13 protein-coding genes are annotated in these 15,343 nt (G+C 49.8%); 6 read left to right on the top strand and 7 right to left on the bottom strand.

Features of this window, described 5'->3' with window-relative positions:
- Positions 1-174: 174 nt before the first annotated feature.
- Positions 175-981: a hypothetical protein gene (locus HMPREF1141_RS14850; protein WP_009065985.1), complete on the top strand. Its 807-nt coding sequence runs from the start codon at positions 175-177 to the stop codon at positions 979-981.
- A 549-nt stretch (positions 982-1,530) separates the two neighbouring features.
- Here the strand turns inward: HMPREF1141_RS14850 and HMPREF1141_RS14845 are convergent.
- Both HMPREF1141_RS14845 and HMPREF1141_RS14840 read right to left on the bottom strand, forming a co-directional pair.
- Positions 1,531-2,271, bottom strand: a complete 741-nt coding sequence (locus HMPREF1141_RS14845; protein ID WP_009065920.1) for a YebC/PmpR family DNA-binding transcriptional regulator — start codon at positions 2,269-2,271, stop codon at positions 1,531-1,533.
- A gap of 43 nt (positions 2,272-2,314) precedes the next feature.
- On the bottom strand, positions 2,315-2,893 hold the full coding sequence (locus HMPREF1141_RS14840; RefSeq protein ID WP_242824615.1) for a flavodoxin family protein: 579 nt from the start codon (positions 2,891-2,893) through the stop codon (positions 2,315-2,317).
- A 203-nt stretch (positions 2,894-3,096) separates the two neighbouring features.
- Between HMPREF1141_RS14840 and HMPREF1141_RS14835 the strand changes: the two genes are divergently transcribed.
- Positions 3,097-3,720, top strand: a complete 624-nt coding sequence (locus HMPREF1141_RS14835; RefSeq protein ID WP_009066086.1) for a superoxide dismutase — start codon at positions 3,097-3,099, stop codon at positions 3,718-3,720.
- A 152-nt stretch (positions 3,721-3,872) separates the two neighbouring features.
- On the opposite strand, the gene HMPREF1141_RS14830 is transcribed toward HMPREF1141_RS14835, so the two are convergent.
- Positions 3,873-4,268 (bottom strand): hypothetical protein, encoded by a 396-nt coding sequence (locus HMPREF1141_RS14830; protein WP_242824614.1) that lies wholly within the window; start codon positions 4,266-4,268, stop codon positions 3,873-3,875.
- A 774-nt stretch (positions 4,269-5,042) separates the two neighbouring features.
- Here HMPREF1141_RS14830 and ytvI point away from each other — a divergent pair.
- The 4 genes from ytvI to HMPREF1141_RS14810 all read left to right on the top strand — a co-directional run bounded on the left by ytvI (position 5,043) and on the right by HMPREF1141_RS14810 (position 9,483).
- On the top strand, positions 5,043-6,155 hold the full coding sequence (gene ytvI / locus HMPREF1141_RS14825; protein ID WP_242824618.1) for a sporulation integral membrane protein YtvI: 1,113 nt from the start codon (positions 5,043-5,045) through the stop codon (positions 6,153-6,155).
- 121 nt (positions 6,156-6,276) lie between these two features.
- Positions 6,277-6,654, top strand: coding sequence for a GntR family transcriptional regulator (locus HMPREF1141_RS14820; RefSeq protein ID WP_009065913.1), 378 nt, complete (start codon positions 6,277-6,279; stop codon positions 6,652-6,654).
- A complete protein-coding gene (locus tag HMPREF1141_RS14815) occupies positions 6,651-7,550 on the top strand; it encodes an ABC transporter ATP-binding protein (protein ID WP_009065946.1) in 900 nt (299 codons plus the stop codon). The genes HMPREF1141_RS14820 and HMPREF1141_RS14815 overlap by 4 nt, the downstream gene beginning before the upstream one ends.
- Positions 7,525-9,483, top strand: a complete 1,959-nt coding sequence (locus HMPREF1141_RS14810; RefSeq protein ID WP_009066008.1) for an ABC transporter permease — start codon at positions 7,525-7,527, stop codon at positions 9,481-9,483. The genes HMPREF1141_RS14815 and HMPREF1141_RS14810 overlap by 26 nt, the downstream gene beginning before the upstream one ends.
- 170 nt (positions 9,484-9,653) lie before the next feature.
- Here HMPREF1141_RS14810 and HMPREF1141_RS14805 read toward each other — a convergent pair whose 3' ends face one another.
- The 4 genes from HMPREF1141_RS14805 to HMPREF1141_RS14785 form a co-directional block, all read right to left on the bottom strand.
- Positions 9,654-10,100: a hypothetical protein gene (locus HMPREF1141_RS14805; RefSeq protein ID WP_009066088.1), complete on the bottom strand. Its 447-nt coding sequence runs from the start codon at positions 10,098-10,100 to the stop codon at positions 9,654-9,656.
- Between the two features lie 226 nt (positions 10,101-10,326).
- Complete coding sequence (locus HMPREF1141_RS14800; protein ID WP_009065959.1) at positions 10,327-10,944, bottom strand: lactate utilization protein; 618 nt, start codon at positions 10,942-10,944, stop codon at positions 10,327-10,329.
- A 160-nt stretch (positions 10,945-11,104) separates the two neighbouring features.
- Positions 11,105-13,162 carry a thioredoxin domain-containing protein gene (locus HMPREF1141_RS14795; protein ID WP_009066068.1) on the bottom strand — a complete coding sequence of 686 codons (2,058 nt, stop codon included), beginning with the start codon at positions 13,160-13,162 and terminating at the stop codon, positions 11,105-11,107.
- Between the two features lie 651 nt (positions 13,163-13,813).
- On the bottom strand, positions 13,814-15,337 hold the full coding sequence (locus HMPREF1141_RS14785) for a tripartite tricarboxylate transporter permease (RefSeq protein ID WP_242824613.1): 1,524 nt from the start codon (positions 15,335-15,337) through the stop codon (positions 13,814-13,816).
- Between the last annotated feature and the right edge of the window lie 6 nt (positions 15,338-15,343).

Genomic DNA, 15,343 nt, shown 5'->3' with positions numbered 1-15,343 from the left:
GTAAATCATCCATAGTACCGATATTCTTCTGGCGGCGCGATGATAGAGAGCAGATAATCATTAACATACAGAATAAAATACATCGCTATCTTTGTATCTTAATTTATTATCCACTAAATATATGATATAATTAAAAACCGATCTCTATTCTTAATAATACTTAGGATGATTTATATGCCGAAACGGAAGAAACCCAAGATGCCTCCACTATCCGTTTTAGATAAATTGATTTATTATTTTCTTTTTTTAATTATCATCATGATATCGTTTAGTTTTTCTTTTATTCCTGGATGGGTACACAATTTTACTTCGTTTACAAACAATCGTGTTTTCGCTGTAGCAACAGGCAGTTCTTCTCTCTTTTTAGTGATACCTACGCTCACCATTTTCTGTATCAGCTTCTGTTTTTGGATTGTGAAATTTAAAGAAAAGAGGCCAATCTTCGGGAAAAGGGGAATAATCTATGGAGAGCAAACCCGTAATATCTATCCTTTATTTGGCCAACAGCATAAACCTAAAAGCATAAACGACTTAAGTAAGAATAAAAAAATGTATAAGAGGTTTGTTTCTGCTTCTTTAGCCATTATTTTAATATTATCTTTTGTAATTGGTGCTTTTGGCATCTACTCACGTTATGAACTCACAGATACTTCAATTGTGAAATATGATTGCCTAAATCATGTATCTAATCAATATCCACTCAATACGGTCACTCAGGTGGAAATAGGTGCTTACTATCATCATCAAGTCCGCAGGATTGGATATTATACATTTTCGTATACATTTTTCTTTAATAATGGAAAGGATATTCAGTTTACTTACTCAGAGTTTCGCGATCTTGAATCTGTCAAAAAAATCAATAGTATTTTGCATGCTGTTCCTAAAAAAAACAGTGGGGTACAAAATCTTGATGCTCTAAGGCGTGAATATCATTTCAACGATCAGGATTGGGCAATCATTCAAAAACTTTTTTCCACTTGATCTGGCAATCTCCACAAACGCCATTTGGGCTAATTTGCAAAAAAGCCCGAAAAGCTAGCATTCTGAACTGTATTCCAATTGTTAGACAGTATGATATACTGAAAATAAAGGGATGCTTTTCTACGCCTAAAGAGAAATCGAACAAGCGAAATATGGCAGAGTTTAAGGAAAAGGCAGTAGAGCGTAATTTAATAAAGCTGTATAAGAATAGAGGGCTTACAGATAGTTTATCTGTAAGCCCTCTTATCAGCTCAATACAACGCTATTATTTTTACAAATTTTCACGCTAAGCTCCTATGTAAGTTCAAAAGGCTGCATGATATTATAACGGAACCAGTTTTAATCACTGATATTACATCTTAAATTTCTAATAAATACAGCTTAACCGCATCTTTCGTCAACATATCAAACACTCCTTAAGCAATGTTTGTATGTAACAATACAGTTAAGCTGTTTATCACAATTGAATTCTATTTTACACAATACAGACGAATTCCACTGTTGTAAAATCACCTGAAAACCCGTATGGATACTGGATCGCTTCCAAAATTATTCCGCGTCGTCCGCGTTCTCCCAGTTGTGCCACACGTTCTGCACGTCGTCGTTGTCCTCCAGGTTATCCAGCAGCTTCTGCATCTTAGTGATGGAATCGGGGTCGTTCAGCGCGGTGTAGGTGGTGGGAACCATCTCTACCTCGGCAGACACGAACTCATATCCCTTGCCCTCCAGATCAGAAAGCACAGCGCTGAAATCGTCCGGCTCGGTGTAGATTTCGAACACATCGTCATCCGCCTGAAAATCAGCAGCGCCGGCCTCCAGGCAATCGGTCATCACGGTGTCCTCCGACAATCCTTCGCGCTCGATCACCAGCACGCCCTTCTGCGAAAACAGGAAGGAAACGCAGCCGCTGGTGCCGAGATTGCCGCCGAATTTATCAAAATAGTGGCGTACATCCGCTGCGGTGCGGTTACGGTTGTCCGTCAGGGCCTCTACAATCACCGCCACACCGTTGGGGCCATAGCCCTCGTATACGATGCTCTCATATTTGGTACCGTCGCCGTCGCCCGCCGCTTTTTTAATGATGCGCTCAATATTATCGTTAGGCACGTTTGCGGCCTTAGCCTTCGCGATGCAGTCCTTCAGCTTGGAATTGGATCTGGGATCCGGCCCCCCGCCTTCTTTTACCGCCACCGCAAGCTCTCGTCCGATTTTAGTAAAGATCTTGGCTTTGGCACCATCTATTTTTTCTTTCTTTCGTTTAATGGTACTCCATTTTGAATGGCCTGACATACTAATAAGCCTCCCGTAAAAATAGCTTTGATATTTTATTTTATCACGTTTTTTCCGTCATAGCAAGCGCCGCCTGATGAGCCTTCTCCATTACCTCAGGCGGAATCTCGGTCGTGCCGGTCCGATCCGTATGCGGCCACTCCACCACATGCTCCAGCTTCGTGTTCATAACGGTAAAGGCCAGCTCGAGCTGGCGGGTCATCATATGCGCTCCCTCAGGGTTGCTGGAACCGTACGCGGTTAAAAAAGCGGCTGTTTTCGGCTTTTCAATCGGCGGGCGGATTCCCATGGCGAACCGTGCTTCAAAATACCGCTGCCAGCGGTCCATCACAGCCTTACACGGCGCGGGAAAGCTCATATGGTACACCGGCGCCGCGATCACCAGATAATCCGCAGCGCGCAGTTCCCGGTCGAACTCGTCCAGATCATGGAACACACACGCCTCGTGGGTCTGACAGTATCCACAGGCGGTACAGGGATGATAGTTCCCGCGGTACGCATCAAACGTCGTCACCTGAATGGCTTCGGGGTCTACCTTTTGCAAAAATGTCCGCAGCAGCAGCGCGGTTGCGCCGTGGGGCCGCGGGGAGCCGAATAAGACCAGCATGTTTTTCTTTTCCATCTGCGGGCCTGCCTTTCCTTGCATGATGAGACGATTGTAGCATGACCGCTCCTCTTTCGCAAGGCAAAAAATCATACGCAAAAGCAATCTGCTCTGCATATCCGGCGGCGCGGTGCAAAAGCTAGAACAATGCTTTTGGGCTTGTACGGGAGCGAAAAGTATGTTATACTGAACTAACACAGAAAATGAAAGGAAGTGTTTTCATGTTTGAGCAAGTGAAGCTTTCTTATGATTTTAACACATTGGAACCGACGATCGACGAGCTGACCATGGTGACCCATTACACAAAGCACCACGCCACGTACACCAAGAACCTGAACGCTGCGATGGAACGTCTGCCGGAGCTTTCCGGGGAATCCATTGAGCAGATTCTGGCACATCTTGAAACTGTGAAGGACCCTGCCCTGCGGACTGCGGTGCGCAATAACGGCGGCGGATATTACAACCACAATCTGTATTTTGATACGCTTTCCCCGAACGGCTCACGCACCCCCGGCGGGAAGCTGGCCGCGGCGATCGACCGCACTTTCGGCAGCTTTGAGGTGATGAAGGAAAAGCTTGCGGCGGCAGCCGTGGGGCAGTTCGGTTCCGGCTGGGCATGGCTTTCCGCAAATTCCAGCGGAGACGTGATGATCTCTGCAAGCCCGAACCAGGACAACCCGATCATGGAGACCCGGGGCGAATGGCGGCCGATTCTCGGCATCGACGTATGGGAGCACGCCTATTATTTATCGTATAAGAATCTGCGGGCGGATTACGTGGAGGCTCTTTTCCGCGTGATCGACTGGGCCAAGGTGGACGAGTATTATCACCGGGTCATTGACTGAACTCCGTAAAAAACACAGGCCACCGAAACTTGCGCGGCCATAAAGCTGCAAAATACAGCTGCGGCTGCACAATCTTTCAACGGCAGAGCGGCAGGGGAATTCCCCTGCCGCTCTTTTTTGAGATAAAAAAGCCGGAAATCCCCAAGAAGCACTTAGGATTTCCGGATAAACTGAGCCTTGCACACCGGGCATGTCACTTCGATTTTGCCGCGGCCTTTCGGTACGCGAAGACGGGTCGTACATTTTGGGCATTTGAAATAGCGGTATATTTTACGATCCTGCAAATATTTCTGCTGGGAACGGAACCACGCGGGTACCTTATTCCAGTACTTTAAAAACATCTGGTTTTCCGCATAGCGGCGAGGAATGTTGCGGGATAGAATGCGAAACATGCTCCACCCGAAAATCACATAGGCCACCAGCGTCAGCGGATAGAAATTCGTCAGCCGTGAAGCCGTTACGAGCACCATATAAACTACCAAGCTGCCAACCATCAACTGGTCGCCGCCGTAGCGTCCATACATGACTCTCCTGATTCTCTCCAACACGCTCGATCACCTCTTTTCTATTACTACATTGCAGGTTTATTTTTTACCCTGATACAATAATATCGAGCACAAAATTTTTTGTCAAGAACTATCCCTCAGTATTTACATTCTGTACTTATTTTGATGTGATTGTTTCCACTTCCGTCATAATTAAAAGGCAGATTTTTTGTCTGCCCTCCACCGGGCACTTTTTTACATTTGTTAAAAGAATCGGAAGGAACTCAGTTATTTATTTCAAAGTGGCGAGACTATCCCCCACTTCAAGTTTCAAGACTCTCTACAGCCAACGGCAATTGATTACCATCCGCGGCGTGAGGTTGATAGAAAAGAACCTGTTTTTGAATAAGTTCCATAGAAAGAGATCAAGAATAGTAAAAAGCAGGAAAATTGTCACAGAAAGTTTACGGTAAATTTACCAGTTCCCGCACATTGTATTTTGACGCGGTATCCTTTTTAGAGTATAATAATTTCACGATATCAATCACGGCGCATTCCGAAGCAGACTTTGGGCGCCTGAGAGCATGGAATCATCCGGCCTGGCGATCAAATGACACAAATATTCAGGCCACTTACGGCACGGATGATATCATTATTTCATTTTCCGCATATGATTAGGCAAACGAATGTTGACCTGATCGCGGCCAATTTGTTCCTCTGCAGATGGAACCGGCAGTATCTGCAGAAAAAACTGCGTTTTTCCTTAGCCGGTGATCCAAAAAGGAGGGAACCACTCTGTTTGACAAGCTTCAACTGACCCGGTTAAAGCCATTGTTTGTGTTTTTCATCGGGTACACGGTCTGTTTTTATCTCTTTGCTCTGACGCTGGGCTTTACCTTCCCATTTGTAGCCGGGTTCTTACTGGCGCTGATGCTGCAGCCGCTGGTGCGCTTTCTGAAAGAGAAGCTGCGCCTGAGGCCGGGGTTTGCGTCCATTCTCGTCACCCTGCTGTCTTTCTTCATCCTGTTTGGGTTAATGGCTCTGCTGGGCTACTGGCTTGTAACAGAAATCACCACGCTGGTGGTGAGGCTCTCCTCCATCGATACAACGAAAATCGTCGGGCCGCTCAATGAGCTGATGGGGCATCTCGGGATTTATGTGGACAGGATCGATTCGGAATTTATCCGCCAGAATCAGGAACAGCTGATCAAATTCCTGCAGACGGGCGCCGGCATCCTCACCTCTGTTCTGAACACGGTTCTGCGGATTCTGACCTCTCTGCCCGCGATACTGACGATGTTTATCGTCATGATCTTTTCCACCTACTTTTTTGCGAAGGATATGCCTGTGATCAAACGCCATGTGGCGTCCTTCCTGTCGCAGACCACGGTGATCAACATTCGCTCGGCCTCTCGTCACAGCCTGGCGATGAGTGGGAAGCTGCTGGCCTCTTTCCTGCTGATTTACCTCATCACCTTTCTGCAAACCCTGCTGGTGTTTTTCCTGCTGGGGGTGCCATACCCGCTGGTGCTCAGCCTGATCGCCGGTATTGCGGACGTTCTGCCGATTCTGGGCCCGGGAACGGTTTATGTCCCGCTGGCCGTGATCAGCCTGGTACAGGGTGACTATTTTACCGCGGTGGCTCTGATCGTTGCGTGGCTGCTCATTTCCACGATTCGTCAGGTGATTCAGCCGAAGATCGTTTCCGCTTCCATAGATATTCACCCGCTTTCAATGCTGGCCGCGATCTATTTTGCGCTGGTAGCCGGCCGGGTGAGCATCCTGATCTATATGACACTGTTTTTCGTGCTGTACCAGGTTCTGTGTAAAACCGGCGTACTGCCCCGGCTCTTTGTGTCGGATTCCGATTTGGACAAGCAGGGCAAGCGTCCCATTCCACCTACGCAGAAGGACAACACCGCACAGCCGGAGCCGCCTGCGGATTCCTAAAAGCTTACAGAACTGTAACCCAAAATATACCGCGCGCTTCTTGACAGCAGGAAGCGCGCATGTTATATTCTGACTGTACTAATCGAATTAATACACATTAATACACAGAGAGGTGAACCGGATGTTTCCGCTGGATTATAAAAGCAGGCTGCCCATTTATGAGCAACTGAACAAATCCATTTCAAAAATGGCTGCTTTGGGCGCTCTGGAACCGAATGAACAGCTGCCGTCCGTTCGCACGTTGGCCCAGGATCTGGGGATCAACCCAAACACCGTGCAAAAAGCGTATCAATTATTGGAGCAAAATGGAATTATTTACTCCGTTCCGGGGAAAGGTTCCTATATCTCACCAGATCTTTCCGTCTTGTCGCGGCAGAAGTCGAGAGCGCTGGAAAAACTCAGTGAAGCGATCGTCAATGCGGCAGAATGCGGGGTTACTCAGCCGGAAATGATTCAACGGGTGGAAAACCATTTTAACGGGAGGGGTTCTGAGCAATGATTGAAGTCAAATCACTGGTAAAAAAATTCGGCAGCACAGTCGCTTTAGACGGAATTTCTTTTACCATCGGCGGAGGCTCCATCTTCGGGCTTGTCGGCAGCAACGGCGCAGGCAAATCCACTTTGCTGCGCAGTCTGGCGGGCATTTACCAGCCGGAAAATGGAGAAATTCTTGTGGATGGTCAGGCGCCGTTTGAAAACAGCGCCGTTAAGGGCAAGCTGTTTTTTATTCCGGATTATCCGTACTTTTTCCAGCAGTCCAACATGAAGGAAATGGCCGATTTTTATTCCAAAACGTACGCGTCGTGGGACGCGCATCGGTACCAGGAGCTGTGCTCGCTGTTTCCGCTTGACACAAACGCCCGCATCATCAACATGAGTAAGGGCATGCAGCGCCAGGTGGCGCTGATCAACGCCCTTTCCGTTCGTCCAAATTATCTGCTGCTGGATGAAATTTTCGACGGTCTTGACCCGGTGATGCGCCAACTGCTCAAAAAGCTCGTTTCGAGCGAGGTTTCAGAGCGCGGCATGAGCGTCGTCATCGCCAGCCACAACCTGCGCGAGCTGGAGGATCTGTGCGACCACGTCGGCCTGATGCACAAGGGCGGCGTTGTATTCGAGCAGGAGCTTGACGCTCTGAAGCTCGGCATTCACCGCGTGCAGGCCATCTTTAAGCCGATGCCCACACAGGATATGTTCCAGGGGCTCGATATCATCAAACAGGATTCCCGCGGTTCTCTTTTGAACCTTGTCATCCGCGGGCAGAAAGAAGAAATACTGGAAAAGCTCAACGCGCTGAACCCGGTGTTTATCGAACTGCTTCCCCTTACGCTGGAGGAAGTCTTTATCAGTGAAATGGAGGTGGCCGGTTATGACATCGAAAACATCCTCAAATAATCTGCGCGGTGAACTGATTCAAACGTTTCTCTGGGAGCTGCGTCATCGTTTTGGCCTGATTGCTTTGTTCTGCGGCCTTCACTTTGTGACTCTGCCGCTGGTTGAAATTCTGGCCATGAACAACGCCCAGCGCACCAATATGGAAAGCGGATACGTGATCGACATGTCTCAGCGGTTTTTAAACGCGCTGAAAGTCGTGCTCCCGCTGTGCACCGCTTCTTTGTCACTGCTGATGGTGCTGATCCTTTCGGTGCTGGCGTTCCAATACATGCACCAAAAGCGCAGTGTGGACCTGTTCCATTCCCTGCCGGTCAGCCGCAGCGCTCTGCTGGGCGGCCGGGTACTCAGCTGCTTTGTGGCACTGCTGATTCCGCTGGTGCTGAATTTCGCACTCACACTTGTGGTTGCGGCCGTTTATCAGGTTGCCGTTTCTGAATTTATGGGATTCTTCCTCACCTCTTTGGGCTGGGTCTTCCTGATGGCATGCGCTTCGTTTTTCTTCTGCTCCTTTATGGCGGTTTGCAGCGGCACCACCTTTGATATGGTGATTTCGATTGTCGTTGTGAACATTACCTACCCGCTGATGATCCTCCTCGGGCGCGCAACCGCCGGAATGATCATCCCCGGCATGAGTATGGACCTTGATTTTCAGTCAATCCCCTACACGGCGCTTTCTCCCTTTGTAGCCTCCTACCTGCCGCTGATTTACGGCAGTCTGGAAGCGGATACGTTCTCTTCCGTGGCGTTTCTCATCTGGTGGCTGATTCTCAGCGTCGTGATGATCGTTTCTGCGCTGTACCTGTACCGCAGCAGAAAGAGTGAATGCGCAGAGAGCAACTACGCTTTCCCGATTCCGAAAACCCTGATCCGGTTTGTGGCCACAACCGCCGCAGGCCTGGCCGGCGCGCTGATCTTCCATTCTACCTTCGGCTCTACCACCAGCTTTTTTGTCGGGCTGTTCGTCGGATCGATCATCGCCCATATCATTGCCGAGGCCATTTATGGGCGCGGCTTTAAGGGACTGAAAAAGAGCTTTGCCTACTACGGCATATTTTTGGTTGCCTTTGCAGCATTTTACGGTGTTTGTGTTACCGGCGCATTCGGGTATGATACCAAAATCCCGAAAGCGGAAGAGATCAGCTATGTGGAAACCCGTCTGAACAACGTAGGCAACATCTACCCATCGAATGGCTTCAGCATTATGAATGAAAAGGGTAACAGCCAGATTGCATGGGTTCCACAGACCGTGAGAGAAGCTGAAAATGTGGAAAAGGTAACTGCGCTCCACACTCTGCTGGTCGACGAGATCCGCGCAAAAGGATACCCGTACAAAATTCAGAGTTCTTCTTTTTACTCGGATGTGCAGCTGACCTACCACATGAAGGACGGTTCTGTGCTAAAACGGTATTTTTCCTCCGACCCGATTTCGCACGACAACAGCCGCTATGACGAGGCTGTTAAGGCCGTGACCACCACAAAGGAATACAAAACTTCGGGCAACGCATTATACTACCTGACACCGGAGCTTATCGAATCCATTCATTTGTACGACGGCAGCAAGGAGCACATCCTGATTCCGGATCAGGAAAAGCTTCAGGAGCTGATTGATGCGCTGCGGCTGGATATCGAGGCTGATAACGGCAGCTTCAGCGGAAACTACGACTACCGCAATTCTCTCCAGCTCAATTTCACAACCCGTGCGGTCATTCCCGCACCGGGCAGCGAGCTGCAAAAGCTGGTCGGGAACTATACGGGAAAAATCCGTATCGACGCAGCTGGCATCGCCATCAGCGACACGTCCCGCACGAAGGCGCTGATCGAAAAATATGGCTGGACAAAAGGCACTTCCGTCACGGCCACGGCTGCGTCGGGTTTACACACAGCGACCACTACGGCTGCCGAATCGGCAATCCGGCTTACTGTCGCAAACTGATCGATTTCCTCCCTTTTATAAACCCGGGAGCACGGAGAAATTTCCGTGCTCCCGGGCTTTATTTTTGCCTCGGCTCCCCGCAAAAAGCGGAAGAAGCTTCCTTTATTTCAGCAATGAAAAATGCGGCCTGCCGGAAACCCGGCAGACCGCTTATGTTCTTGATTCAGCTTTTATGTGCAGACCGCAGAGATGGCCTGACTATTTTGACTTTTATAATCGACAGGATACATGTTATAAACGACTTCCTCTTTTGAAACCATGGAAATCGGAATCCTGGGCACTATACTATGCAAAACTTCAATAAATCCGGTAGATGCAAACCCTGCCATGCCGGTTACCACATGAACCGCACCGATCTGGCGAATAAATCCCGCTGCAACCAGGGCACTGTCATCCTGAAAAATAATCGTCATTTCGGCGCCCGCTTCCCGCGCCGTTTGATACAGGTACTCCAGTTCTTCGCTGCACGCGCCATACCCGGCGGACTGCGGCTGAACGCACAGCACCTGCATTGGAAGCGCCTGTTCTTCGGCAAGCTTTTTTCCCACCCGGATCAACCGATCGCAATCACGCTGGCCGGTAACACACACGAGAACAGCCGCCTTCTTTTTTTTCACTGCCTTACCTCCTTTCTCCATTGCATCTTTTCTTGGATGCATCTTAAGTATACGGTATTTTTAAAGAATATCAATAGATAAATTATGAACTAAATGTAAAAATCGTTGTTTATTGTCCACAAAATTAAGATAAAATTAAAAATTGGTTAGTGGGATAAGCACAAACAAGCCGATGAAAAACGGCATTTGAAAACACATGGAAGGCAGGTAAAAAGCGCCGATTTTATCAGTACCCGCAGTCCCGGTTTACCAGAATCACCTTAATTCGCCCGGCTATGCGCTGCCTGGCGATCAAAACAAAATCGTTGCAGATTCTCTCTTCGTGCTTACAGTCCACACAACGCCCAAGCTTAGTGCAGGGAGTGTGCTTGCCCAGCCGGATGGCATCCAGAGGAGCCGCGATCTGACGCGCTCTTTGGATCGCGTCCTCCACCGTTTCGGTGATTTTATTTTTGCCCACGACCACGATGACCTGCTCGGGCCCGTACAGCATGGGCGCAACGCGGCTGCCGTTGCCGTCGATATTAAACAGCTTCCCATCCTGAGTGATGGCATTGGTACCGGTAATAAAGGTATCCGCACCGAAATTCTGCAGATAGATGCTTCGTTTCTCCTCTGAGGAAAGCCCCGGGCGGTGCTTATCGTAAAATACATAGTTTTCCGTTCGCAGAAAATCAAACACGCCGGTCTGTTCCAGAGTGACGGAGTCCCCGCAGCCCACACTGCTCCCTTCGGGGATCAGCTTTTTTAACAACGCAGTCAGTTCCGTCTCATCTTCCACGTAATAGCCGGCCATATTGTTTCTTTGCAGGCTCTGTATCGTTTTTTGAATTCGTGAATCCATTCCCATTCCCTCCGTTTGTCCGCATTTCCCTCACAAGACACAGCCAATTGAATTTATGATAACACACAGCATCTCAAAATACAAAGGCTGGCCGAATCGGCCAGCCTTTGTTCTGATTGCCCTGTTTCATTTGTTCTCAGACGAAATCATTCCCTTTTGATCAGTCATTCTGCTGCGAAAGGGCAAGCTGCCGCTTGACTGCACCCAGCTCCTGCACGGGGGCGGCGCAGGTACCATTTTGGCAAAGGTAATACCGCACTCCGTCCTGCGGCAGCGGATATTCTACCGTGAAGGGCGCTGCCGCGGCAAGCTCCTGTTCGTTTTTCGCGCATTTGAGCAGAACCGTCAGGCTCGGCAGCGAATGCCGGCGCAGGAAATCGCGCACCTCCTGAAACGCTTCCTCTCCCTGCGCGGTGCAGACCAGCTCCTGCGAGGGATAAAGCACCGAAGAAAGCGCGATCAGCGACATTCCATACCCGGCCGGGTACTCCTTGATCCATCCGGTGAGAAAACGGATTTGCCGCTCGCCGGCCTGCCGCCAGCGCTCTTCGCCCGTCAGCGCAGCAAGGCGTACAAAAACCTCTCCCGCCACGGAATTACCGGAGGGAATCGCACCATCGTATACCTCCTTGGGCCTGCTGATGAGCTGCTCGCTGTCTTTGGCAGTAAGATACAGGCCGCCCTGCTCCGCGTCGGAAAACAGCTCTAAAATCTGCTCCGCGATTTGCGCGGCACGGAGAAGATACGTGCAATCAAAGCTGGAGCGGTACAGCTCCAGCAGAGAAAAAGCGTAGAAGGCATAGTCGTCCAGTTGCCCGTCATTCGCCGCTTCTCCCTCACGCCAGCGCAGCAACAGCCGCCCGCGTTCATCCACCAGCTTTTCTTCCAGAAAACGCTGCGCTTTCTGTGCCGCCTGCAGGTACTCCGGCTCGTCGAGCAGCCACCCCGCTTTGGCCAGCGCGGCGATCATCAGCGCGTTCCAGGAGGTCAGCACCTTATCGTCGCGGTGCAGGCGGGTACGCTCCAGCCGGTACTCATACAGCCTTTGGCACAACTGCGCAATATGCGGGTCCTCTTCGTCATAGGCAGAAAAGTCCAGCAGATTCGGAATGCTCTTCCCTTCAAAATTTCCCGCTTCGGTTACGCCAAAGCGGCTGCAGAACAGCTCGCCGTCTTCTTTCCCCAGAACTCCCTGTACTTCCTGCGGGGTAAAGACATAATATTTGCCCTCGACTCCGTCGCTGTCCGCATCCTGCCCGCAGTAAAAGCCGCCCTGTTCATCCGTAAGCTCGCGAAGAACATAATCGAGCGTGCGTTTTGCCACGCTGCGGTAAAGCGGCCTGCCGGTAACGGCGTAAGCCTCCAGATACGTATATGCCAGCAGGGCATTGTCGTAAAGCATCTTTTCAAAATGCGGAACCAGCCATTTCACATCGGTGGAATAGCGCGAGAACCCGCCGCCGATATGGTCGAACAGCCCGCCGCGGAACATTTGAGAAAGCGTATACTCCGCCATGCTCTGCGCGGATTTTTCCCGCTCCAGCACGGAATAGCGCAAAAGGAACAGCAGATTATGCGGCGCCGGGAATTTCGGCGCGCCGCCAAAGCCGCCCCAGCGGGAATCATAGGAAGCGCTCAGCTGAGCGACGGCGCCGCGGAGCAAATCCAGCTCCGGCTTGGCCGATCCGAGGGAGGGACCGGATTGCTCGCGCAGATAATTTGTGATTTCTTCCCCAGCATTCAGAAGCTGCTGACGGTTCGTGCTCCACTGTTCGCGGATGAACGCCAATAGCTCCAAAAGCCCGGTGGAACGGAACGTAGACATTTTGGGCAGATAAGTGCCCGCCCAGAACGGGCGCTGTTCCGGCGTCATAAGGATCGTCATCGGCCAGCCGCCCGAGCCGGTCATGGCCTGACAGACAGTCATATACACCGCATCGATATCCGGCCGCTCCTCGCGGTCTACCTTAATGCAGACGAACCCCTGATTCAGCGCCTCGGCGACCTCGTCGTCCTCAAAGGATTCGTGCGCCATCACATGGCACCAATGGCACGTGGAATAGCCGATGCTCAAAAAGATCGGCTTGTCCTCGCGTTTGGCTTTCTCAAACGCCTGCTCTCCCCACGGAAACCAGTCGACGGGATTCTCAGCGTGCTGTAAAAGGTAGGGGCTTTTTTCCTTGGCTAAGTGATTGGGAACTCTATGTGAGCCAGTCATTTCATCATCCTTCTCTTTTCGGTATCATAGTGTTTATTATACCTGAAAAAAGAAAGGATACCACTATTTTCAAGCACTTTCCCCAACAATCATTTATACCTATTTGAATTTTCACCTGCTTGCCTATCCTTCTATACTCAATACAGTCTATCAGTGTTCTATACAGTTCATTTTGCTCCTCCCCTGTAAGATGGGGATCCACGATCAACGCTTGAAATTCTTCCAACACATTCCCTTTTTCTGTTTGACCTTGTGCTTTAAAAAAGTTAGGTTCAAATTCTAAACGCTTTATTTCTTCCTGTAACCTTTTCTTTTCGGACTTGATCTTGATTTTTACGAGATTTCAGCTCATCTATGGTATACGTGCCTGATTCCTATGCAACCTCTATACGCTCAATCACCGTTTCTTTCTCTTGTTATGAATGCGCATATTTTTGAATTTCATCCTTGAGGTTTTCTATCTTTTGAGTATCCTTAATATCGTATTACTGCTTCACATCAGTCCATAGAGCCCTAACTGGGGTACTTTCAATCCTGATATCAAAAAAGCTTGGCGAACAGCTATGCTGCCCGCCAAACTTTTGGATGACGCCTTGGCGTAATCCTGTCAATATTGATTCGGAGGAAATGGGAAAAGAAAAAATAACACAATTAACCTTCGTCAATGACATTGCCCTCAATATTGTTTTTCTTCTTTAAGGTGTTAATCATAACAGGAGCAAGGCAGAAAACAAAAATCAGCAGAATCAGCACGATGGAGATGGGACTGCTGACGAAAATCCCCAGGCTTCCGCCGCCCATATCAAACGACTGGCACAGATACATTTCCAGCATGGGGGTGAGTACATAGGCCAAAAGCAAAGGTGCCGACGGTATTTTTGCCTGTTTTAAAATGTAAGCAATGGCTGCAAATACGATCATCACATACACGTCGAACATGCTGTTGTTGGTCGAGAACGTACCCATAACGCACACCGCTGTAATACAGGGAATCATGTAGCCGGTGGGAATACGCACGATGTTCGCCAAAAACGGAATGAAAGCAATCGAGATCAGCAGGCACACCACGTTACCAATGTACATAGAGCCAATGAGTCCCCACACAAAATCCGGGTTTGTTTGGAACAGCATGGGTCCGGGCTGTAAGCCCCACATCATCAGTCCGCCCAGAAGAACGGCTGTCGTTCCGCCGCCAGGGATCCCCAGGGAAAGCAACGGTGCAAACGCTCCGATGGCCGCGGCATTGTTTGAGGACTCGGAAGCGGCAACCCCCTCAATGGCACCGCTGCCCATCAAATCGCGGTTTTTATTAATGCGTTTTTCAATAATATAGGAAAGGAATGCAGACATTGTGGCGCCCGCGCCGGGCAGCACGCCAATAAAGGTGCCGACGCCGCTCTGCCGCAGGGATACCGGCAAAATACGCTTGAGCTCTTCCTTATTTAGCAAGCTTTCTTTGATGGTGATTCGCTCGGTTTTCATCTTTTTGAAATTGTCGCGATTGACTACCATGTCAATGACCTGCCCGAAGCCAAACATACCAATGACCATGGGAACCATATTGATTCCGCTGAACAGGTATACATTATCAAAGCTGAACCGCGGCAGCCCCAAAGCCGCATCCAAACCAATCGAGGCCACCATGATTCCCAATGCTGTGGCGAGCAGTCCGCGGGAGGGACTGTCGCCGATGATCCAGCCAATTGAAGTAAGCGCCAGAATGATCAGCCATGCCAGATCCGGCGAACCGAATTTCAGACCAAATTTTGCGGCCAGCGGCCCGATCAGGGTCAAAGCCAGAATACCGATGGCACCCCCGATCCACGAAGCCAGGTTGGCGGAAAACAGCGCTTTGCCGGCCTTCCCCTGCCGCGCCAAGGGGTATCCGTCCAAAGCTGTCATAATGGCTGGCGAATCGCCGGGAATGTTTACCAGAATGGCGGAAAAACACCCGCCATACATGGTGGAATAATACAGTGCAGCCAGCATAACGATCGCTGCTGTGGGATTCATTTTAAAGGTGAGCGGCAGCAAAAGGGACACGCCGGCCAGAGAACCTACCCCTGGCATAGAGCCAAGACACATGCCCAAAAGGCCGCCTACAAGACATGCCAGAAGATTTTCCGGCGTTAAGGATATGGCGATGCCTTCCATAAGAAGGGCTAACGTTTCCATTGAAAT

Origin of the sequence: Clostridium sp. MSTE9 (assembly GCF_000277625.1) — a bacterium.
GTDB lineage: Bacteria > Bacillota > Clostridia > Oscillospirales > Acutalibacteraceae > Faecalispora > Faecalispora jeddahensis.
This window is presented reverse-complemented; position numbering and strand designations above follow the sequence as displayed.